This window comes from Serratia marcescens, assembly GCF_001902635.1.
GTDB lineage: Bacteria > Pseudomonadota > Gammaproteobacteria > Enterobacterales > Enterobacteriaceae > Serratia > Serratia marcescens_F.
Map to the genome: position 1 here is coordinate 312347 of NZ_MJAO01000001.1, position 21155 is coordinate 333501.

At 56.8% G+C, this 21155-nt stretch carries 19 protein-coding genes and 1 other annotated feature; of the genes, 15 read left to right on the forward strand and 4 right to left on the reverse strand.

The window, feature by feature from the left end; genetic code table 11:
• Positions 1–28: 28 nt before the first annotated feature.
• The gene (gene speB, locus BHU62_RS01520; protein WP_073528813.1) at positions 29–961 is read right to left on the reverse strand and encodes an agmatinase; all 933 of its coding nucleotides are present in this window, start codon (positions 959–961) and stop codon (positions 29–31) included.
• Between the two features lie 249 nt (positions 962–1210).
• Between speB and BHU62_RS01525 the strand changes: the two genes are divergently transcribed.
• Positions 1211–2104 carry a LysR family transcriptional regulator gene (locus BHU62_RS01525; RefSeq protein WP_073528814.1) on the forward strand — a complete coding sequence of 298 codons (894 nt, stop codon included), beginning with the start codon at positions 1211–1213 and terminating at the stop codon, positions 2102–2104.
• Between the two features lie 2 nt (positions 2105–2106).
• Here the strand turns inward: BHU62_RS01525 and BHU62_RS01530 are convergent, their stop codons facing one another.
• The gene (locus BHU62_RS01530; RefSeq protein WP_073528815.1) at positions 2107–3297 is read right to left on the reverse strand and encodes an MFS transporter; all 1191 of its coding nucleotides are present in this window, start codon (positions 3295–3297) and stop codon (positions 2107–2109) included.
• Between the two features lie 137 nt (positions 3298–3434).
• On the opposite strand from BHU62_RS01530, the gene BHU62_RS01535 reads away from it, so the two are divergent.
• A complete protein-coding gene (locus BHU62_RS01535; RefSeq protein ID WP_073528816.1) occupies positions 3435–4319 on the forward strand; it encodes a LysR family transcriptional regulator in 885 nt (294 codons plus the stop codon).
• 15 nt (positions 4320–4334) lie between these two features.
• Here the strand turns inward: BHU62_RS01535 and BHU62_RS01540 are convergent, their stop codons facing one another.
• A complete protein-coding gene (locus BHU62_RS01540) occupies positions 4335–5159 on the reverse strand; it encodes an SDR family oxidoreductase (protein ID WP_073528817.1) in 825 nt (274 codons plus the stop codon).
• 230 nt (positions 5160–5389) lie between these two features.
• On the opposite strand from BHU62_RS01540, the gene hisL reads away from it, so the two are divergent.
• The 9 genes from hisL (at position 5390) to hisIE (ending at position 12676) form a co-directional block, all read left to right on the forward strand.
• Entirely contained in the window at positions 5390–5437 is a 48-nt protein-coding gene (hisL, locus tag BHU62_RS24770; RefSeq protein ID WP_100396937.1) for a his operon leader peptide, read from the forward strand.
• Positions 5413–5539: a sequence feature (His leader region), on the forward strand. Its footprint overlaps the gene before it by 25 nt.
• Before the next feature lie 71 nt (positions 5540–5610).
• Positions 5611–6510 (forward strand): ATP phosphoribosyltransferase, encoded by a 900-nt coding sequence (hisG, locus tag BHU62_RS01545; protein WP_004938793.1) that lies wholly within the window; start codon positions 5611–5613, stop codon positions 6508–6510.
• A 4-nt stretch (positions 6511–6514) separates the two neighbouring features.
• Positions 6515–7822 (forward strand): histidinol dehydrogenase, encoded by a 1308-nt coding sequence (gene hisD, locus BHU62_RS01550; protein WP_073528818.1) that lies wholly within the window; start codon positions 6515–6517, stop codon positions 7820–7822.
• On the forward strand, positions 7819–8907 hold the full coding sequence (hisC, locus tag BHU62_RS01555; RefSeq protein WP_073528819.1) for a histidinol-phosphate transaminase: 1089 nt from the start codon (positions 7819–7821) through the stop codon (positions 8905–8907). Before hisD ends, hisC begins: the two co-directional genes overlap by 4 nt.
• On the forward strand, positions 8904–9971 hold the full coding sequence (gene hisB / locus BHU62_RS01560) for a bifunctional histidinol-phosphatase/imidazoleglycerol-phosphate dehydratase HisB (RefSeq protein ID WP_073528820.1): 1068 nt from the start codon (positions 8904–8906) through the stop codon (positions 9969–9971). The genes hisC and hisB overlap by 4 nt, the downstream gene beginning before the upstream one ends.
• Positions 9971–10561, forward strand: coding sequence for an imidazole glycerol phosphate synthase subunit HisH (hisH, locus tag BHU62_RS01565; protein WP_073528821.1), 591 nt, complete (start codon positions 9971–9973; stop codon positions 10559–10561). Before hisB ends, hisH begins: the two co-directional genes overlap by 1 nt.
• 5 nt (positions 10562–10566) lie before the next feature.
• A complete protein-coding gene (gene hisA, locus BHU62_RS01570; RefSeq protein WP_073528822.1) occupies positions 10567–11304 on the forward strand; it encodes a 1-(5-phosphoribosyl)-5-[(5-phosphoribosylamino)methylideneamino]imidazole-4-carboxamide isomerase in 738 nt (245 codons plus the stop codon).
• Positions 11286–12062: an imidazole glycerol phosphate synthase subunit HisF gene (gene hisF, locus BHU62_RS01575; RefSeq protein ID WP_073528823.1), complete on the forward strand. Its 777-nt coding sequence runs from the start codon at positions 11286–11288 to the stop codon at positions 12060–12062. Before hisA ends, hisF begins: the two co-directional genes overlap by 19 nt.
• On the forward strand, positions 12056–12676 hold the full coding sequence (gene hisIE, locus BHU62_RS01580) for a bifunctional phosphoribosyl-AMP cyclohydrolase/phosphoribosyl-ATP diphosphatase HisIE (protein WP_073528824.1): 621 nt from the start codon (positions 12056–12058) through the stop codon (positions 12674–12676). Before hisF ends, hisIE begins: the two co-directional genes overlap by 7 nt.
• A gap of 74 nt (positions 12677–12750) precedes the next feature.
• Here hisIE and gndA read toward each other — a convergent pair whose 3' ends face one another.
• A complete protein-coding gene (gndA, locus tag BHU62_RS01585) occupies positions 12751–14157 on the reverse strand; it encodes an NADP-dependent phosphogluconate dehydrogenase (protein ID WP_004938815.1) in 1407 nt (468 codons plus the stop codon).
• A 1030-nt stretch (positions 14158–15187) separates the two neighbouring features.
• On the opposite strand from gndA, the gene BHU62_RS01590 reads away from it, so the two are divergent.
• From BHU62_RS01590 to BHU62_RS01605, 4 genes are read left to right on the forward strand one after another with little or no spacing between them, the layout of a single operon-like run.
• Positions 15188–16015, forward strand: a complete 828-nt coding sequence (locus BHU62_RS01590) for an ABC transporter permease (RefSeq protein ID WP_073528825.1) — start codon at positions 15188–15190, stop codon at positions 16013–16015.
• Positions 16005–17339, forward strand: a complete 1335-nt coding sequence (locus BHU62_RS01595) for an ABC transporter ATP-binding protein (protein WP_073528826.1) — start codon at positions 16005–16007, stop codon at positions 17337–17339. The genes BHU62_RS01590 and BHU62_RS01595 overlap by 11 nt, the downstream gene beginning before the upstream one ends.
• Positions 17332–20091 (forward strand): glycosyltransferase, encoded by a 2760-nt coding sequence (locus BHU62_RS01600; protein ID WP_073528827.1) that lies wholly within the window; start codon positions 17332–17334, stop codon positions 20089–20091. Before BHU62_RS01595 ends, BHU62_RS01600 begins: the two co-directional genes overlap by 8 nt.
• On the forward strand, positions 20081–21133 hold the full coding sequence (locus BHU62_RS01605) for a glycosyltransferase family 4 protein (protein ID WP_073528828.1): 1053 nt from the start codon (positions 20081–20083) through the stop codon (positions 21131–21133). Before BHU62_RS01600 ends, BHU62_RS01605 begins: the two co-directional genes overlap by 11 nt.
• Positions 21134–21155: the final 22 nt, after the last annotated feature.

Sequence of the window (21155 nt, forward strand, 5' to 3'; positions counted from 1 at the left end):
CTCCGCCGGTAGGGTCAGTGCGCCGGCCTCAGCGGGCCGGCAGCACGCACAACATTTCAAACAGCAGGTTGGCGGCCAGCAGCGCCGTGTTGCCGGAACGATCGTAAGGCGGCGACACTTCCACCACGTCGCCGCCGACCAGGTTCAGCCCACGGCAGCCGCGCACGATCTCCAGCCCCTGCCAGACCGACAGCCCACCGACCTCCGGCGTGCCGGTACCCGGTGCGAAGGCCGGATCCAACCCGTCGATATCGAAGCTGAGGTAAACCGGCGCATCGCCTATCTGTTCGCGGATCTCCGCCATCAGCGGCGTCAGCGACCGGTGCCAGCAGGCCTCGGCCGGCACCACGCGAAAGCCCTGGCGGCGTGACCAGTCGAAGTCGTCCGCCGCATAACCGCTGCCGCGCAGGCCGATCTGCACCACCTTTTCCGGCGCCAGCAGCCCCTCCTCAAACGCCCGGCGGAAAGTGGTGCCATGCGCCAGCTGTTCGCCGAACATCTCCTCGTTGGTATCGGAATGCGCATCGACGTGGATCAGCCCGACCGGACCATGCCGACGGGCGACGGCGCGCAGTACCGGCAGCGTCAGCGTGTGGTCGCCGCCGAGCGTCAACGGCATGCAGCCGTGCGCCAGGATCTCGTGGTAAGCCGCTTCGATACGCTGCACGCTGTCCGCCAGGCTGTAAGGGTTGATGGCGACATCCCCCAGATCGGCCACCTGCAGCCGTTCGAACGGGGCGGAGCCGGTGCCCATGTTGTAGGGGCGGATCATCACCGACTCCTGGCGGATCTGGCGCGGGCCATAGCGGGTGCCGCTGCGGTTGGAAGTACCGATATCCAGCGGAATGCCGATAAACGCGGCGTCCAGACCGTGCGCCTGCTCGGCGGCGGGCAGGCGCATCATGGTGGGGATGCCGGCAAAGCGCGGCATATCGTTGCCGCTTTGGGGTTGGTTCAGCATGGTGTGTCCTTGTCTTGGCCTACGATAAAATGAAACATTTAAGCAACATTCGCAGACTACCCCGTTGGCCGCCCCGGCTACCATTCCCGCTTTTGCATGTAAACATCGGAAAATGCGATGCAAGTAACTCATTGAAGTATTGATTTTTATTTCAAACTCATGCCATAAGGAAGGCCATATATTCAGCGCCGCTCCTATCTCTTCGATGTTAAAAATGGGTTAACCGGCCAACGTTCTGCGGAGAGGAAGATGCTCACCAACCTCAGTGATATCGATCTGAAACTGCTGCGGGTGTTCGTCGCGGTGGCGGAAGCCCAGGGCGTCAGCGCCGCGCAGGAAGCGCTGCTGATGAACCAGTCCACCATCAGCACCCACCTGGCCTCGCTGGAAACCCGGCTGGGTTTTCGCCTGTGCCAACGCGGCCGCTCCGGCTTCCGGCTGACGCCCAAGGGCGAACGCATGCTGATCGCTTGCCGTTCGTTGTTCAACGCCGCCCGCGACTTCACTCGGGTCAGCCAGTCGCTGAACGGCCTGCTGACCGGCGATCTGCAGATCGGCCTGGTGGATAATCTGGTTTCGCTGCCGGGCAATCCGTTCAGTCAGGCCATCAAACACTTCCAACGCCGACATCAGGACGTGCAATTGCAGTGCCGTATCTGTTCGCCAAACGAGATTGAACAAGGGCTGCTGAACCGGCAGCTCGATCTGGGCATCGGTTACTTCGGCCAACGGTTGGAGGCGTTGCATTATCAGCCGTGGCTGGAAGAGACGCAGGCGATCTATTGCAGTGCGGATCACCCGCTGTTCACGGTGGGGAACCCCGACCGCGAGCAAATTGAAAACGCCCGCTGGGTCAAGCGCGGCTACCTGCTGGCGCATGAACTGTGCCCGATCGCGCCGCCTCACCTGGCCGCAGTGGCTCACCATATGGAGAGCGTCGCCCATCTGGTGCTGAGCGGCGCCTGCCTCGGCTATCTCCCCACCCACTACGCGGCACGCTGGGTGGAACAGGGGCTACTGCGGCAGCTGGGTGGCGCGGCGCTCTCTTATCGCGCCACGCTCAGCCTGGTCAGCCGCCCCGTCCAACCCGACGAGGCGTTGAATGCGCTGCTGGAAGATTTGGCGCGCGCCGCACGCCAATAACCTCATCGCGGAAAGGCCAGCGCCCGGTTCATGGCAAGCAGCGTCCCGGCTAAAGACAGAATGAGGATCCCAATGACGGCCCAGGCGAAAGAGGCGGCGCCCCCTGTGTCGAGCAATACGCCGCCGGCCACGCCACCGGCCGCCACGGCGGTATTCCAGCCCGTCGTATACATGGATTGCGCGACGTCGGCCGCGCTGCCGGAAAGTCGCGACAACGCCGTCTGCGTGATGGTGGCGAAACCGCCGAAAGCCACGCCCCAAAACGCGACGGAGGGATAGACAATCGGGGCTATCCCTCTCCCACTCCCCAGCAGCGCGGCGGCAAAGACGAAGACGACAATGCTCGTCACTGCCAGCACGCGCAATTTCCGATCGACCAAGGTTCCGGCAACCCCTAAGCCGACAATCGCCCCCAGCCCGAAGGTAAACAAAACGACATCGACGTGCCCGGACAAGCCCGACGGCTTGAGGAAAGGTTCGATGTAGATATACAGGATGTTGTGGGCGACAACGAAGGTGAACACCACGAACAGCACGGCGCGGATCCCGTGTTTCAAGAACACGTCGACCAAAGATTGACGATGCGCCTTAGTTTGGCCGGGGAAATCCGGCACGACGGCGATGATCCAGACGATGAGAGCCAGCGCCAGGAACGTCATCAACCCAAAGGCACCTTGCCAGCCGATGGCTCGGCCAAGCTGTGCGCCGAGCGGTACGCCGAGCACCAGCGCCAGGGTAGCGCCGGCGCCGGAGATCGCGATGGCACGGCCACCGAGGTGAGGCGGCGACATACGCACCGCGTAACCGGCCAGCAGAGACCAGACAATACCGCCGAAAACGCCGGCGAAAAAACGTGTCACCAATGAGATGTGGTAATCATTCGACAACGCAGTCACGAGATTGACGACCGCAAAACCGAGGATCGCGCTCAAGAGCAAGGGGCGGCGTCGCATGCCCTGGGTCAATGCGGTCAACGGAATGGCGGCGATCAACGCGCCCACCGCATAGGCGGTGATGAACTGCCCCGCCAGACTTTCAGACACGTTCAAATCGTCCGCGATCGAAGAAAGCACGCCTGCCGGCATGATTTCGGTCAACAGCGTGATGAAAGCGGCCATTGCCAAGGCCAACAGCCCCCCCATTGGCAACCGCGCAATGCTCCCGGCAGGTGCGGATATCGTCGTTTGATTCATCAGTCACTCCCCAATCCCAAAATATTGCCGCCCATTGCGGCTTACCGGGCATAATGCTGCCCGCTCGCGGATAAAAGAAAAATGGGCTACAGTGCACAATACTCATGACAAAAATGTCATCAATAGGATGGAAGCCTATGGAAAGCCTGGGTTCTCTCGACGTTTTCGTCCGGGTCAGTGAAGCCCGCAGTTTCACGGTGGCCGGGCAACAACTGGGCATCTCCGCGTCGGCGGTCAGCAAAACCATCGCCCGGCTGGAGGAGCGGCTCAGCGTGCGCCTGTTTCACCGCTCCACCCGCACGGTCAACCTGACGCCGGAAGGGGCCCTGTTCCTGGAAAGGTGTCGACGCATTTTGGGTGAAGTGAAAGAGGCCGAAGCCGAGCTCTTGCAGACGCGGGGAACGCCTCAGGGCAAGTTGCGCATCAGTCTTCCGTCGCTTGGCACCCTTTTCATGCCCAAACTGGGGGACTTCAAGCGTCTCTACCCCGATATCGAGCTCGATATTGACTATTCGGATCGGTTGGTTGACGTGATTGAGGAAGGCTTCGATGCCGTTATCCGCAGCGGAACCCCGAGCGACTCGCGGCTGGTAGCACGCAGGCTGGGCGCCTGCCGCAAGGTTTTCGTTGGCGCGCCGGGCTATTTCAGCAAAGCGGGTATGCCGCGCAAGCCAGAGGATCTGGCAAGTCATGCCCGTTTGCACTATCGCTTTCCCAGCACCGGCAAACTGGATGTCTGGCCGCTGGGAGACAAGGCGGAGATGATCCCCGAACGGCCGGCCAGCATGGTGACGAATACCCTTGATCCGCAGGTGTGTTTCGCGGAACAAGGGTTAGGCATCGCTTACTTGCCGGAAATCGCCGTGCGCAGGCAGCTGGAACAGGGCAGCCTGGTGACGGTTCTGGATGAGTACAACCGTGAGAACATGGTTTTTCACGTCCTTTGGCCGTCGGGCCGCCACCTGTCAGTCAAAATCAGGCTGTTCGTCGACTTTGTGACGAGCCGTCTTTTCCCGCTGTGAGCGGCGCATGCAGACTTAACTGACCGGCATGCGCGCCGGATCGGGATACTGGTACTCGAAGCCCAGCTCGTTGCAGATGCGGTTGCCGTCCACCAGCCGCTCATCCTGCTCCGCTTCGTCGGCGAACTGCGGCGGCTCCAGGTGCAGCTGCTCGGCCAGCGCCGGATAAAACTCGCGTTTGGCCGGGTGGTGCGGCGCGCACAGGTTATAGACGTGGCCGCCTTTCGGCAGCTTCAGCAGCAGTTGGATGGCGGCGATCACATCATCCTGATGCACCAGATTCACCCCCTGCGAGCCGCCCTTCACGTCGAGTTTACCCGCCAGGAAACGGCCGGGATGGCGATCGGCGCCCACCAGCCCCGCCAACCGCAGAATGTCCACCGAGGTATTCGGCAATTCATGCAGCCAGCGCTCCAGCTCGGCCAACACCCGGCCCGACGGCGAGACTGGCCGCAGCGGCGACTCTTCGCGCAGCGTGCCGGCAGTTTCGCCGTACACCGAGGTGGAACTGGTAAAGATCACCCGCGGCACGCCGAAGGCCATCGCGCTGTCCACCAGCATGCGCACCGCATTGAAATAGTTTTCACTGCCCTCGACGGTGCGGCGGGCGGGCAACGTCACCACCAGCGCATCCACTCGCAGCAGCGATTCCAGATCGTCGGGATCGCAGATCAGCTCCGGCGTCAGCTCCAACCGATAGCATTCGATGCCGCTCATGCGTGCGGCCTCGACGCCGTCCGGCGTGGTTTTGCTGCCGAGCACGTCGTAACCTCGGCCCATCAGCGACAACGCCAACGGCATGCCCAACCAACCCAGACCAATAATGGCTACCTTTTTCATCCTCTTCCTCTCCTGAAGATCGCAGCGCCCTGCCTGTAAGGCTACGCCACTCCACACAGCGATACAATCCGCCCCGCTTAAGGTTAGGTAAAGTCGTCTGTAGCTAATAACTCAACCCGTTTCAATAAATTAAATTTATGACGATAAAAAAGGGTTGCGCGGCGGACAGCGGATAGTTTAGCTTAATCGGCATACGGTTTTTACCGGCTTTTGATTAGAGAAAAAACACCATGACACGCGTTCAGTTCAACCACCATCATCACCATCACCCTGACTAGTCTTTCAGGCGATGTGTGCTGGAAGACGGTTTGTTAATCTTCCAGTGGCGCGCAGAACGCAAGAGAGAGCCCTCGGAAGATTTCTTCCGAGGGTTTTTTTTTGGCTCCGGACAGACAGAAAAGAATAGTTTTTACAATAAATTCATAAAATTACAGATTAAACAGAGGTTACCATGCTGGACAAGACACGTTTACGGATCGCAATGCAGAAATCGGGCCGTCTGAGCGATGAATCCCAGGAACTGCTGGCGCGCTGCGGCATCAAGATCAACCTGCAACAACAGCGTCTGATCGCCTTCGCGGAGAACATGCCCATCGATATCCTGCGCGTGCGCGACGACGATATTCCGGGCCTGGTGATGGACGGCGTGGTCGATTTGGGCATCATCGGCGAGAATGTGCTGGAGGAAGAGCTGCTCAGCCGCCGCGCCCAGGGCGAAGATCCGCGTTACTTCACCCTGCGCCGCCTCGATTTCGGCGGTTGCCGCCTGTCGCTGGCCACCCCGCTCGACGCCGAATACACCGGCCCGCAAAGCCTGCAGGACGCCCGCATCGCCACCTCTTACCCGCACTTGCTGAAGCAATACCTCGACAAGCAGGGCGTGCGCTTCAAGTCTTGCCTACTGAACGGCTCGGTGGAAGTGGCGCCGCGCGCCGGCCTGGCCGACGCCATCTGCGATCTGGTCTCCACCGGCGCTACGCTGGAGGCCAACGGCCTGCGCGAAGTGGAAGTGATCTACCGTTCCAAGGCCTGCCTGATCCAGCGCGACGGCGAGATGCCGGAAGCCAAACAGCAGCTGATCGACCGCCTGATGACCCGCATTCAGGGCGTGATCCAGGCGCGTGAATCCAAATACATCATGCTGCACGCGCCGAGCGAGAAGCTGGACGAAATCGTCGCGCTGCTGCCGGGCGCCGAACGTCCGACCATTCTGCCACTGGCAGGTGCGCAGAACCGTGTGGCGATGCACATGGTCAGCAGCGAAACCCTGTTCTGGGAAACCATGGAAAAACTGAAAGCGCTCGGCGCCAGCTCGATTCTGGTGCTGCCGATTGAAAAGATGATGGAGTAACGCCATGTCGACCTTCAACACGCCGATCGATTGGGCAACGTGCAGCGCCGAACGCCAGACCGAGCTGCTGATGCGCCCGGCAATGGCCGCCTCCGACAGCATCACCCGCACGGTGAGCGAGATCCTCGACAACGTGAAGGCCAACGGCGATCGGGCGCTGCGCGACTACAGCGCCCGCTTCGACAAGGCGGAAGTCGCCGCGCTGCGCGTCAGCACCGAGCAGATCGCCGCCGCCTGCGCGCGGCTGGGCGATGACATCAAACAGGCGATGGCAGTAGCCGTCGCCAACGTGGAAACCTTCCACAACGCACAACGGCTGCCGCCGGTGGACGTCGAAACGCAACCGGGCGTGCGCTGCCAGCAGGTGACCCGCCCGATCGAGTCGGTCGGCCTGTATATTCCCGGCGGTTCGGCGCCGCTGTTCTCCACCGTGCTGATGCTGGCGACGCCGGCGCGCATCGCCGGCTGCCGCCGGGTAGTGCTGTGCTCGCCGCCACCGATCGCCGATGAGATCCTGTATGCAGCGCAGCTGTGCGGCGTGCAGGAAGTGTTTCAGGTCGGCGGCGCGCAGGCGATCGCCGCCCTGGCGTTCGGCACCGAGAGCGTGCCGCGCGTGGCGAAAATCTTCGGGCCGGGCAACGCCTTCGTGACCGAAGCCAAGCGGCAGGTCAGCCAGCGCCTCGACGGCGCGGCCATCGACATGCCGGCCGGCCCTTCGGAAGTGCTGGTGATCGCCGACGCCGGCGCCACCCCGGCGTTCGTGGCTTCCGATTTGCTGTCGCAGGCCGAACACGGCCCGGATTCGCAGGTGATCCTGCTGACGCCGGACGCGGCGATGGCACAGGCGGTGGCCGAAGCGGTGGAAAACCAGCTGGCCGAGCTGCCGCGCGCCGACACCGCCCGCCAGGCGCTGGCCGGCAGCCGCCTGATCGTGGCGCGCGATCTGCCAGAGTGCGTGGCGATCAGCAACCGTTACGGCCCGGAGCACCTGATTATTCAGACCCGCAATGCGCGCGAGCTGGTGGACGGCATCACCAGCGCTGGCTCGGTGTTCCTCGGCGACTGGTCGCCGGAGTCCGCCGGCGATTACGCCTCCGGCACCAACCACGTGCTGCCGACCTATGGCTACACCGCCACCTGCTCCAGCCTGGGGCTGGCCGATTTCCAAAAACGCATGACGGTGCAAGAGCTGACGCCGCAGGGCTTCAGCAACCTGGCCGCCACCATCGAGACGCTGGCTGCCGCCGAGCAGCTGATCGCCCACAAGAACGCCGTGACCCTGCGCGTCGCCGCCTTGAAGGAGCAAGCATGAGCATCGAAAAACTGGCGCGCGTCAACATTCGCGAGCTGACCCCCTATCAATCGGCTCGCCGCCTCGGCGGTAAGGGCGACGTGTGGCTGAACGCCAACGAATACCCGATCGCGCCGGAATTCCAGCTGACCGCGCAAACCTTCAACCGCTATCCGGAATGCCAGCCGGCGTCGGTGATCGAACGCTACGCCGCCTACGCCGGGGTAAAGAAAGAGCAGGTGCTGGTCAGCCGCGGCGCCGATGAAGGCATCGAACTGCTGATCCGCGCCTTCTGCGAGCCGGGTAAAGACGCCATTCTGTTCTGCCCGCCAACCTACGGCATGTACGCCGTCAGCGCCGAAACCTTCGGCGTGGAACGCCGCACCGTGGCCGCCAAAGAAGACTGGCAGCTGGACCTGCCGGCTATCGCAGACAGCCTGGACAACGTGAAACTGATCTACGTCTGCAGCCCGAACAACCCAACCGGCAACCTGATCGACCCGGACGATCTGCGCAGCTTGCTGGAACTGGCCAAGGACAAGGCAATCGTCGCGGTGGACGAAGCCTATATCGAGTTTTGCCCGCAGGCCACGGTGGCCGGCTGGCTGAGCGACTATCCGCACCTGGCGATCCTGCGCACGCTGTCGAAGGCCTTTGCGCTGGCCGGGCTGCGCTGCGGTTTTACGCTCGCCAACGAAGATCTGATCGCCCTACTGCTGAAGGTGATCGCACCTTATCCGCTCTCGACGCCGGTGGCGGATATCGCCGCGCAGGCGCTGAGCGCCGACGGCATCCGCGTCATGCGCCGGCGCGTTGCCGAGATCGCCGCCACCCGCAGCTGGCTGCAGCAACAGCTGGAAAAATGCGCCTGCGTTGAGCACGTTTTCGCCAGCGACAGCAATTACCTGCTGGCACGTTTCACCGCTTCAAGTAATGTATTTAAAAGCTTGTGGGATCAGGGCATTATCTTACGAGACCAAAACAAACAGCCCGGGCTGTCCGGTTGCCTGCGCATCACCATAGGCACCCGTGACGAATGCCAACGCGTGGTGGACGCACTATCCCCCCTGCCCGGCGCCAACCAGACTCGCCAGGAGCCAATGTGAGCCAAAAAATCCTCTTTATCGATCGTGACGGCACGCTGATTGCCGAGCCACCGGAAGATTTCCAGGTCGACCGCCTGGACAAGCTGGCGCTTGAGCCGGATGTGATCCCTTCCCTGCTGGCACTGCAACAGGCGGGCTATCAGCTGGTAATGATCACCAATCAGGATGGGCTCGGCACCGCCAGTTTCCCGCAGGAGACCTTCGATCCGCCGCACAACCTGATGATGCAGATCCTCAGCTCGCAAGGCATTCAGTTCGCCGATGTGTTGATCTGCCCGCACCTGCCGGCGGACAACTGCGACTGCCGCAAACCGAAAACCGCGTTGGTGAAGGACTACCTCGAACCCGACGCGCTGGATAACACCCACAGCTACGTGATCGGCGATCGGCAGACCGATGTGCAGTTGGCGGAAAACATGGGTATTCAGGGGCTGCGTTACCAGCGCGGCGTGCTGGGCTGGAAAGAGATCGTGCGCCAGCTGACCCAGCGCGACCGTCACGCGCGGGTTAACCGCGTGACCAAAGAGACGCAGATCGACGTCAACGTCTGGCTGGATCGCGAAGGCGGCAGCAAGATCAAAACCGGCGTCGGCTTCTTCGACCACATGCTGGATCAGATCGCCACCCACGGCGGCTTCCGCATGGAGATCGACGTCAAAGGCGACCTGTACATCGACGATCACCACACGGTGGAGGACACCGGCCTGGCGCTGGGCGAGGCGCTGAATAAAGCGCTGGGCGACAAGCGCGGCATCGCCCGCTTCGGCTTCGTACTGCCGATGGACGAGTGTCTGGCCCGCTGCGCGCTGGACATCTCCGGCCGCCCGCACCTGGAGTACAAGGCCGAGTTCAACTATCAGCGCGTCGGCGATCTCAGCACCGAAATGGTCGAGCACTTCTTCCGCTCGCTCTCCTACACTATGGGCTGCACGCTGCACCTGAAGACCAAGGGCAAAAACGACCACCACCGGGTCGAGAGCCTGTTCAAAGTGTTTGGCCGCACGCTGCGCCAGGCGATCCGCGTCGAGGGCAATACTCTGCCGAGCTCGAAAGGAGTGCTGTGATGAACGTGGTGATTTTGGATACCGGCTGCGCCAACCTGGCCTCCGTCACCTATGCGGTGCGGCGCCTGGGTTACCAGCCGGAGGTAAGCCGCGATCCGGAGATCGTGCTGCGCGCCGACAAGCTGTTCCTGCCGGGCGTCGGCACCGCGCAGGCGGCGATGGCTCAGCTGCGGGAGCGCGATCTGATCGAGCTGATCAAGGCCTGCACTCAGCCGGTGCTGGGCATCTGTCTCGGCATGCAGCTGTTGGCGACCGGCAGCGAAGAGAACGGCGGCGTGAAGACGCTGGGCATCATTGATACGCCGGTCAAGCAGATGACCGATTTCGGCCTGCCGTTGCCGCACATGGGCTGGAACCAGGTGTCGGCGCAGGCGGGCCACCATCTGTTCCGCGGCATCGATGACGGCGCCTACTTCTATTTCGTTCACAGCTATGCGATGCCGATATGCCCCAGCACCATCGCCCAGGCGAACTACGGCGAGCCCTTCACCGCCGCCGTGCAAAAAGACAACTTCTTCGGCGTGCAGTTTCACCCAGAACGTTCTGGAGCGGCCGGCGCGCAACTGTTGAAAAACTTTCTGGAGATGTAGGCAGCATGATTATTCCGGCTTTGGATTTGATCGACGGCAACGTGGTGCGTTTGCATCAGGGCGATTACGGCCAACAGCGCGACTACGGCAACGATCCGCTGCCGCGCCTGCAGGACTATCAACAACAGGGCGCGCAGGTGCTGCACCTGGTCGATCTGACCGGCGCCAAGGATCCGGCCGCACGCCAGATCCCGCTGCTGCGCAAACTGTTGGCGGGGGTTAACGTGCCGGTGCAGGTCGGCGGCGGCATCCGCAACGAACACGACGTCAGCGCCCTGTTGGAAGCCGGCGCCACGCGCGTGGTGATCGGCTCTACTGCGGTGAAACAGCCGCAGTTGGTGCAGAGCTGGTTCGAACGCTACGGCGCCGATGCCCTGGTACTGGCGCTGGACGTGCGCATCGACGCGCAGGGCGTGAAACGCGTGGCCATCAGCGGCTGGCAGGAAGACTCCGACGCCACACTTGAACAGGTGGTCGAACAGTTCCTGCCCTACGGCCTGAAGCACGTGTTGTGCACCGACATTTCGCGCGACGGCACGCTGGCCGGCTCCAACGTGGCGCTGTATCAGGAGATCAGCCGCCGCTATCCACAGGTGGCCTTCCAGGCCTCGGGCGGCATCGGCAATCTGGATGACATCGCCCAGCTGCGCGGCAGCGGCGTTGCCGGCGTGATCGTAGGGCGCGCCCTGCTGGAAGGTAAATTTAGCGTTGAGGAGGCGATCGCATGCTGGCAAAACGGATAATCCCGTGCCTGGATGTTAAAGACGGGCAAGTGGTGAAAGGCGTGCAGTTCCGCAACCACGAAATCATCGGCGACATCGTGCCGCTGGCGCAGCGCTATGCGCAAGAAGGCGCGGACGAGCTGGTGTTTTACGATATCACCGCCTCGAGCGACGGCCGAGTGGTGGACAAAAGCTGGGTGTCACGCGTGGCGGAGGTGATCGATATTCCGTTCTGCGTCGCCGGCGGCATCAAAAGCCCCGAGGACGCCAGCCAGATCCTGTCTTTTGGCGCCGACAAGATCTCCATCAACTCGCCGGCGCTGGCCGACCCTGAGCTGATCAGCCGCCTGGCGGATCGCTTCGGCGTACAGTGCATCGTGGTGGGCATCGATACCTGGTTCGACAGCGATACCGGCAAGTATCACGTCAACCAATATACCGGCGACGAGAGCCGCACCCGCGTTACTCAGTGGGAAACCCTCGATTGGGTGCAGGAAGTGCAGCGCCGCGGCGCCGGTGAGATCGTGCTGAACATGATGAACCAGGACGGCGTGCGCAACGGTTACGATCTGCAGCAGCTGCGCCTGGTGCGCGAGATCTGCAAGGTACCGCTGATCGCCTCCGGCGGCGCGGGCACGATGGAGCATTTCCTGGAAGCGTTCCGCGATGCGGACGTCGACGGCGCGCTGGCGGCGTCGGTGTTCCACAAACAAATCATCAATATCGGCGAACTGAAAAGGTTCCTGGTTGAACAAGGCGTGGAGATTCGCGTGTGCTGACAGAACAACAGAGAAACCAGCTGGACTGGGAAAAAACCGACGGCCTGATGCCGGCCATCGTGCAACACGCCGTTTCCGGCGAAGTGCTGATGCTAGGTTACATGACGCCGGAAGCGCTGGCGACCACAGAACAAAGCGGCAACGTCACCTTCTTCTCGCGCACCAAGCAACGCCTGTGGACCAAGGGCGAAAGCTCCGGCCACTTCCTCAAGGTGGTCAGCATCACGCCGGACTGCGATAACGACACGCTGCTGCTGCTGGCCAACCCAATCGGGCCAACCTGCCACCTGGGCAACAGCAGCTGCTTCCACCCGGCCGCCAGCGACTGGACGTTCCTCTATCAGTTGGAGCAGCTGTTGGCGGAGCGCAAACATGCCAGCCCGGACAGCTCGTACACCGCCAGCCTGTACGCCAGCGGCACCAAACGCATCGCGCAGAAGGTCGGGGAGGAAGGCGTGGAAACCGCGCTGGCCGCTACGGTCAACGATCGCGAAGAGCTGACTAACGAAGCCTCGGATCTGATCTATCACCTGCTGGTACTGCTGCAGGATCAGGATCTGGATCTGAGCGCGGTGATCGGTCGGCTGCGCGAGCGGCATCAGAAAAAAGCGTGAAGCTAACTCGCGCGCAATAAAAAAGCCGCCGGGCGTGAACCTCGGCGGCTTTTTTTATCGCTCAACGGGCGGGCTTATTCCATCCATTCGGTATGGAACACGCCTTCCTTGTCGATGCGTTTGTAGGTGTGCGCGCCGAAGTAGTCGCGCTGCGCCTGGATCAGGTTAGCCGGCAGCACTGCGGAGCGGTAGCTGTCGTAGTAGGCGATCGCGGCGGAGAAGGTCGGTGTAGGGATACCGTTCTGCACGGCATAGGCCACCACGTCACGCAGCGCCTGCTGGTACTCGTCGGCGATTTGCTTGAAGTATGGCGCCAGCAGCAGGTTGGCGATATCGGCGTCCGCCGCATAAGCGTCGGTGATCTTCTGCAGGAACTGGGCGCGGATGATGCAGCCGGCGCGGAAGATCTTGGCGATTTCACCGTAGTGCAGATCCCAGTTGTTTTCTTTAGACGCGGCTTTCAGCTGAGAGAAGCCCTGCGCGTAAGACACGATCTTGCCCAGATACAGCGCGCGACGCACTTTCTCGATGAACTCGGCTTTGTCGCCGGTGAACGGTGCCACTTTCGGGCCGGTCAGCACTTTAGACGCGGCAACGCGCTGGTCTTTCAGCGAGGACAGGTAGCGTGCGAACACCGACTCGGTGATCAGCGACAGCGGCTCGCCCAGATCCAAAGAGCTCTGGCTGGTCCACTTGCCGGTGCCTTTGTTGGCGGCTTCGTCCAGGATCACATCGACCAGGTATTTACCCTCTTCGTCTTTCTTGGTGAAGATGTCCTTGGTGATGTCGATCAGGTAGCTGTTCAGTTCGCCCTTGTTCCACTCGGCGAAGGTTTCGGCCAGCTGTTCGTTGCTCAGGTTCAGCGCCTGCTTCAGCAGAGAGTAGGCTTCGGCAATCAGCTGCATGTCGCCGTATTCGATGCCGTTGTGCACCATTTTCACATAGTGGCCGGCACCGTCTGCGCCGATGTAGGTCACGCAAGGCTCGCCTTCCGCAACCGCAGCGATTTTCTCAAGGATTGGTGCCACCAGCTCGTAAGCTTCTTTCTGGCCGCCAGGCATGATGGAAGGCCCTTTCAGCGCGCCCTCTTCACCGCCGGAAACGCCGGTGCCGATGAAGTTGAAGCCCTGGTCGGACAGCTCGCGGTTACGACGGATGGTGTCCTGATAGTAGGTGTTGCCGCCGTCGATCAGGATATCGCCCTTGTCCAGATGCGGAGTCAGCGAGGCAATGGTTTTATCCGTCGCTTCGCCCGCTTTCACCATCAGCAGGATGCGGCGCGGTTTTTCCAGCGATTCAACAAACTCTTCAACGGTGTAATACGGCGCCAGGTTTTTGCCCGGGTTCTCAGCGATCACTTCGTCAGTTTTGTCGCCAGAACGGTTGAAAATGGAAACGGTGTAACCACGGCTCTCGATGTTCAGCGCGAGGTTGCGGCCCATTACCGCCATGCCGACAACGCCGATTTGTTGCTTGGACATTTAGGAACTCCTGTCTGAGATAATTACTATATTGTAATCAAATGGTTATACAACATAGTAGGGATGCATTGCTTTATTGTACATGATTATTCCTAAGCATGTACCTATCGCAGCCATAACAATCTTTACAAAATCACGCGCAGTTGACGGTTCTGTATACGCCCTGAGCTCGCTGCTACATTACCGGTAACATTACAGAAAAGAAAAGGTTCGGATGTGCGGTTTGCCGCACTCGCCATCAACGGCTAAAAATGCAACAAAGCATGTTTGCCACGATAGGCGGAATGTCGCTGGCAAGAACATTCCACACCCTCAAAACAGGTCATCCCGTTACGTAGCATGCTTGCATTTCAGCCTGTTCCCCTACAATTCCTAGCAATTGCACATATCTCATTTGAATATGTCATCAATGGTTACTAGGAACAAACTGAAACCCTGAAAATCCAGAGGCATTACAAGTGATTTGGTGGTAGCATAATAAAGGTTTTCTAGCCTATTTTTGCTGAAAATAGTTTCAACATCTAAATGAAAACGGATAACAACGATCCCTCTATTGGTTCTCGCTTACCAAGGGCGGTAGCGTGCTTTTTTAGGCCACAATCCCTTGCGCAGAGCAGTGTTTAGCCTAAAAATTAGGCGACCGATACGCAGGAAATTCAGTGTTCGCTTCCGTTTCATCGAGAAATGCGATGCCTTTTTGCTGAAGTGATTGCATCGAAAATAAAAGAAAACCTTATGTATCATTGGGTGTTCCGCGACACCACAGTAAGACAGAAACACGTTTGACAATAACCGGTAGGAATGCCGTGCAAACTGCGCAGGGATAAAACAGATTCAGTTTACGATATGAAAATCTCCGAGAGAAAGTTTGACGTATTTTCCTTGGAAAGCCATCTGGGATAGATTTTTAGCGCTATAGCTATTTTCACATTCTCCCTTCATATCGATAACGCATCAGTTCCACGTGATTATATTGCGAAGAAAGTTAAACCATGACGTCAAAAAAGTTAATCAATAGCCTAGGTGTTAAATGAATATTTTCTCTATTCTTGTTAAGACTTTTTATCGGTGTCTTCATACACTTGCCACCAATAAGAATCTTGTTATTTCACTTTCAAAACGGGAAATTGGCAGTAAATACAAAGGGTCCTTTATTGGGCTGCTTTGGTCGTTTATCAACCCAGTATTGATGATGGTGATTTATACCTTCGTTTTCAGCGTAGTATTTAAAATACGCTGGAGCGCCGGGGTCGATTCCAAAGGAGAATTCGCGTTAGCATTATTCATTGGTTTGATTTTCTTCGGGCTTTTTTCTGAATGTATTAACCGAGCGCCCTATTTGATCGTCAGTAACGTTAACTACGTCAAGAAGGTTGTATTCCCGGTTGAAACGCTCCCCATTGTTTCACTCTGCACCGCCTTATTCCAAATGGTGATTAACTTCGTCGTTTGGTTGCTTTTCTATGTCGCAATCGTAGGGATCCCTACGTGGCACATTCTATGGCTACCCGTCATCATCGCACCGTTCCTCATGATGGTTCTGGGTGTATCCTGGTTCCTCTCTTCGCTTGGCGTTTATTTGAAAGATATCGCTCAGGTCATTGGTGTGCTCACCATGATTCTGATGTACCTTTCGCCGATCTTTTATCCGATTTCCATGTTGCCTGACGCGTATCACATCTTCATGCAACTCAGTCCATTGACTTATGTCATTGAGCAAGCGAGGGATTGCATGATGCTAGGCAAAAATATCGCCTGGGGCAACTGGGGGATTTACACCCTCACATCTTTTGTCATCATGCTGTTAGGTTATGGTTGGTTCATGTTCACGCGTAAAGGGTTTGCAGATGTCATCTGAATTCGCAATTTCAGTCAAAAATATTTCGAAACGCTTTGAAATGTATGCAAACCCAAAGCATCGTTTGTATCAAATGCTTTCTCTCGGCCGCCGTACGTTTTTCAAAGAGTTCTGGGCGCTAAACGGCGTTTCTTTTGACGTTAAGCGCGGTGAAACGCTCGGCATCTTAGGCCGTAACGGCGAAGGCAAGAGCACCCTGCTGCAAATTATTGCCGGCACGTTGACGGCCACGTCGGGCAGCGTTGAGGTCAATGGCAAACTGGCTGCGCTGCTGGAACTCGGCGCCGGTTTCAATCCTGAATTTACCGGCCGTGAAAATGTTTATCTGAGTGGCATCATTCTCGGTATGACGCACAGTGAGATGGAGCAGAAATTCCCTGAGATCGAAGCCTTTGCCGACATCGGCGAACATATCGACCAGCCGGTCAAAACTTACTCCAGCGGGATGTATGTGCGTTTGGCCTTCGCCGTTCAGGCCTGCATAAAGCCTGAAGTGCTAATCGTAGACGAAGCCTTGTCGGTCGGTGATGAGAAATTCCAACGTAAATGTTTCGATTATATTGAATCGCTGCGCGCGCAGGGATGTTCGATCATTCTGGTGACGCATTCCACCTCAACCGTGGAGAAGTTTTGCCAGCGAGCCATTTTGTTGCGAAAAGGTCGGGTAGAAGCCATCGGCAGCGCCAAGGAAATCATTGATCAATACCATGCCCTGCTTTACTCGGATGAAAAGACTTACCTGCGCTATCTGAACAACGTTGCTAAACACGCCAATAAATCCGCCGACGCGGCCGTGAAAGCAAACCAGGACGGCATCGCCGCCAATGGGGACCTAATCGCGGAGCAAGCCGAGACGCAAGCACAAAACGAATTGACCAGCGGTGCGCTCATTGAGAGTTGGATCATCAAAGATGTCCACGATCAGCCTTGCGATCTATTCCGCGTACGTGAAAAGGCCATCATCAGCTTTGATATCAGCGTATTTGGGCCGATAGAAGAGCTGCAAGCCGGCCTCGTCATTAAGACCGTTGAAGGCATAACGGTATTTGGCACCAGCACCTTATACCATAAGAAAAATATCCATAATGCCAAAGGCGGGGATGTTCTCAGGGCGACGTTTGAGCTTGACCTGGCGCTGTGTGAGGGCAGCTATTTTGTCTCACTAGCTATCGCCAACGCCATCAGCCACGCCGACATGGCCTACCTTGATAAAAAAACCGACGTGATCGTCCTAAAGGTCATCGAACCTCGCACGACAATGTCAGGTATTGCCGCCTTACCTGTTTCTTTATCACTCGAAAAGTGGTCAGGAGAGCATGAATAAATCAATACTTATCATCACCCAGTATTACTCAATCGGTGGGTTGGAAACCTACATCAGCACCCAAGTAAAGGATCTGGTTGCCCACGGCTACCAAGTTCATCTCATGTACGCCGTTGTCGCAGACCCGTCACTGCTGCCTGACGGGCTGAGCTCATGCCATGAAAATATTCATCTAAGCAACGGCTCTATCGAGCAACTCGTTCAGGGCGTAGACCTGATACGGCAGGTTATCAAAGAAAAGGGCATCGATGTCGTTCATGTCCATCCTTTTGACTGTATTTTCCCTGCCGTTATCGCCGCAGACTGCGAAAAAATACCGGCGCTATTAACGTTGCACGGCCCTTTGTCGCTGCAGCATTTTACCCGGAACATTTACAACCAGGCGTTAGCCATTTATTTCCTCAAAACACTGCACACCATATTCTGTGTTTCGCAGGAAACGGCGGATCAATTGGCGGAGATCATAGACCACCCATCGGTCATGATCGTCCCTAACCTGATAGACACCGCACAGACGCATCTCGCTGTCACAGATGATACCGTTGAGAAAAGATGGCTTATCGCCAGCAGGCTGGATGAGGATAAATCCGCAGGGATTATGAAGTTCATTGACTTCGCCAGCCGCTGCCAAATGATTCATGGTATTGATATTTACGGCACCGGTAGTGATGAAGACACTATCAAGAGCTACGTTAGCGATAATAACTTCAACGAGTGGGTTGGTTTCAAAGGCGTTGTCAGTAACATCCCCCCCGTCATGCCGCATTACGCAGGGTTCGCCGGCATGGGGCGCGGAGTGCTTGAAGCGGGCATTAGCCGGCTTCCGGTGTGCCTGGTTGGCTACGACGGCATTAAGGGCATTCTGAACGATGAAACCTTTAAATACGCCGCTTACTGCAATTTCTCGGGCAGAAATCTGGCCAATGTCGAAGAAGATGTACTGCAGGAACAATTTGCCGCCGCCCGTCCCCTGCCCTCCGACTTGCTCAGTGGATACCAAAGCGCTGGCCGCTGGAGCCAGATCATCGAGAGCATCGAGTTCCCGAACAAAGAACAATACGACAATAGTGACTCGTTGCAACTCTACCAGCAGCTATGTGAAGCCCCGCCATCACAAGAAAACGAAAGTTTTTTGATTGCGGATGCCTTTACTGTCGCTATATTTAAAACGCTAGCAAACCAGCTGATTGCCAACAGTATCAAACTCAACGCTCATGATGATAGCGCGAAAGAGACCGTCAAAATGGAAGATAAAGTGAGTCAGGTTCCCCAGGACAGCCCGAACAACACAGCGAGTTCAGGAAACGATGTCATCGCAAAATTAACTGCGTTGGAAGAACAGAATCTCTCTTTGCAGAATGACGTTAAATCGTTAGTGCAGCTCCTGACGTCGGTAGCGGAGAAGCAAGAAAACTATTTCAGAGCGTTGCCTCAAGCAGCCGCACCAAGCACAGGGAAGAAGCTGCGATATTTGGTTCAGGTCGCCGTTCAATCGCTGATCCGATCGGACAAACGCTATGAACTGGCTAAAACCATTTATTGGAGACTGCCCGAGTCGCTGAGGGTAAAACTGCAAACCCAGCGGCACCGTTATGTTCAAAAACACTTCGAGCACGCTTGCAACAGCGCGATGGCGGATACCTCAACGCCTGAAGACCTACCTGCCTGGGTCGAATCAGTGAACCAATCAGAGAAAGTCGTCTTCATTCCATGCAGCTTCGAATTCGATGAGTTGGTGAACCAGCGGCCAATCAATGCGGCGAAATATTTCTCTGAGAAAGGTTATCAGGTTATCTTTGTCGCCTGGCAATGGACGCCGCAGGAAACACTGTCGAAAGGTTGTTCACAAGTGTGGAACAATGTCTATCAGGTACCACTGTATGATTTTGTGAAATATACCCGTAAATGTAACCTGCATGACAAAAACGCGTTCTTTGTCATCACGATGCCGGCGAAAGTCTTCCTCACTCCGCTCTATGAGTTTAGAGCGCAAGGCTGCAACATCATCTATGACATTATGGATGAATGGGAATGTTTCAATAAGGTTGGACAGGCACCTTGGTACCAGAAAGATATTGAAGAAACCATCATTCTGCAAAGCGATTACGTCTGTGGCGTTGCGCCATCGCTGCGTGACAAGTTTGCTTCTCTCCGCAGTGATATTGAAGTGGTCGGTAACGGCTATTCCGAAAAAGTCTTGGGCGACACACGTAATATAGCGAAAGACTCCGGTAATAAAGTGGGCTACTTCGGCCACCTAACGGACTCGTGGTTCGACTGGGATATCGTATTTAAATTAGCTGAAAAATTCCCGCAGTATTGCTTCGAGATCATCGGTTACGGTGAGCCGGAGTGGGTGGTCGAGAAAGCTAAAGGCATTGCTAACATCACGCTGGTTGGTAAAGTGATGCCAAAAGACCTTCACCAATACGTCAAAGAATGGTCGATCGGCCTCATTCCATTCAAAAGCGGCGATCTGGCTCAAGCGGTAGATCCGATCAAAATTTATGAATATCTCTACTTTGGCTTGCCAACGTTGGTGACTGGCATTGAGCATATTAAACGCTATCCGATGACCTATTTCTCTGACGGCAGCGATGTCGTCGAACTGTTTGAGAAAACAATCAAAAGCGAGCGCCACTCTGCTGAGCTGGAAGCCTTCTTGCAAGAAACCACTTGGGCGGCCCGGTTTGAAGTGATGGAGTTGAATACCCTGAATAAAAAGGGGATTAGGGAATTATATGCTTCGTAAAATAGCATTCATCTATCCTTGGGCGACGCATGGCGGTGTTGAAAAGGTCATGCTCACCCGCGCCCGCCTGTTAAACGATGCAAGCACTTATCAGGTTGACCTTCTTTTTACTCATGACTCCGGTGCGGCGAAAGCGATCACCACCGCGCTCTCGGATTGTAAAAATGTAAACGTCAAAATCATCAACTTCGATTATTTATTGACGCAAGATTACAGCCTCATTTTTTGCATTGATTTCCCTGCGGCGCTGACATTTTGCCATACGCACAAATTAAAGTACGTTGCGGAATGCCATACGGCCTATAAAGAAAACAGGGCTTACTTGAATAAGATTCCAGACAGTTGTTCGGCAATACTGTGTCCATCCACGTTCTTTATGAAGCAGCTTGAGCCTGAATTGCACAAAGACGCCTGTCCACTGTTGTTACTGCGCAATTTTGTTCCCTGGGATCATGTCACCCTCGAGCCACATACGATCCCGTCTCTGCCAAAATGGTCGAGAAGGCCCGTTCTCTTCTTGGGACGGATGGATAAGCTAAAGAACCTGACCGAATTGCTGGACGCTTTCGTTATGTTAAAAGAGCGTTATGCGGAAAAATACATGCTCGTTCTGTGCGGCCCGCAGTCTTCTGAAATCAACCTCAGCGCCGAGCTGGAGAGCAGGAATCTGGTAGGCGACACCGTATCTTTACCGCCAGTGCCATTCTTGAATGTGGACAAACTGCTGTTGGCAATCTCTCATGCCAACGGGATTTTTGTGTCGCCATCAACCGGAGAATCATTTGGCTTATCTGCTTCAGAAGCGATTTGTGCAGACGTTCCCGTTATTTTGTCCAATATCGAAGCACATAACTATTTGGTTGCCACGCGTGAAAACGAGTTTACTTACTCTTTGCATGATGCTCGCCAATTGTCAGAAAAAATAGCGTCTATTGCCGACAATTATGCACAGTCCAAAGCGTCACTTTCCGCTCTAAAAGAAAAATTTTCCGCCCATGCTTTTATGAACGACTGGGATGAATTGCTCCGCAGAACCGAATAGCCATTCGATTTCTACCTCCCCA

Excerpts from the sequence above, each read along its gene's own strand:
- hisG (WP_004938793.1), top strand. The coding sequence starts at position 5,611 with ATGCTGGACAAGACACGTTTACGGATCGCAATGCAGAAATCGGGCCGT.
- BHU62_RS01590 (WP_073528825.1), top strand. The coding sequence starts at position 15,188 with ATGAATATTTTCTCTATTCTTGTTAAGACTTTTTATCGGTGTCTTCAT.
- BHU62_RS01530 (WP_073528815.1), bottom strand. The coding sequence starts at position 3,297 with ATGAATCAAACGACGATATCCGCACCTGCCGGGAGCATTGCGCGGTTG.
- hisH (WP_073528821.1), top strand. The coding sequence starts at position 9,971 with ATGAACGTGGTGATTTTGGATACCGGCTGCGCCAACCTGGCCTCCGTC.
- BHU62_RS01600 (WP_073528827.1), top strand. The coding sequence starts at position 17,332 with ATGAATAAATCAATACTTATCATCACCCAGTATTACTCAATCGGTGGG.
- BHU62_RS01525 (WP_073528814.1), top strand. The coding sequence starts at position 1,211 with ATGCTCACCAACCTCAGTGATATCGATCTGAAACTGCTGCGGGTGTTC.
- BHU62_RS01540 (WP_073528817.1), bottom strand. The coding sequence starts at position 5,159 with ATGAAAAAGGTAGCCATTATTGGTCTGGGTTGGTTGGGCATGCCGTTG.
- BHU62_RS01605 (WP_073528828.1), top strand. The coding sequence starts at position 20,081 with ATGCTTCGTAAAATAGCATTCATCTATCCTTGGGCGACGCATGGCGGT.
- BHU62_RS01535 (WP_073528816.1), top strand. The coding sequence starts at position 3,435 with ATGGAAAGCCTGGGTTCTCTCGACGTTTTCGTCCGGGTCAGTGAAGCC.
- BHU62_RS01595 (WP_073528826.1), top strand. The coding sequence starts at position 16,005 with ATGTCATCTGAATTCGCAATTTCAGTCAAAAATATTTCGAAACGCTTT.
- hisA (WP_073528822.1), top strand. The coding sequence starts at position 10,567 with ATGATTATTCCGGCTTTGGATTTGATCGACGGCAACGTGGTGCGTTTG.
- hisD (WP_073528818.1), top strand. The coding sequence starts at position 6,515 with ATGTCGACCTTCAACACGCCGATCGATTGGGCAACGTGCAGCGCCGAA.
- gndA (WP_004938815.1), bottom strand. The coding sequence starts at position 14,157 with ATGTCCAAGCAACAAATCGGCGTTGTCGGCATGGCGGTAATGGGCCGC.
- hisC (WP_073528819.1), top strand. The coding sequence starts at position 7,819 with ATGAGCATCGAAAAACTGGCGCGCGTCAACATTCGCGAGCTGACCCCC.
- hisF (WP_073528823.1), top strand. The coding sequence starts at position 11,286 with ATGCTGGCAAAACGGATAATCCCGTGCCTGGATGTTAAAGACGGGCAA.
- speB (WP_073528813.1), bottom strand. The coding sequence starts at position 961 with ATGCTGAACCAACCCCAAAGCGGCAACGATATGCCGCGCTTTGCCGGC.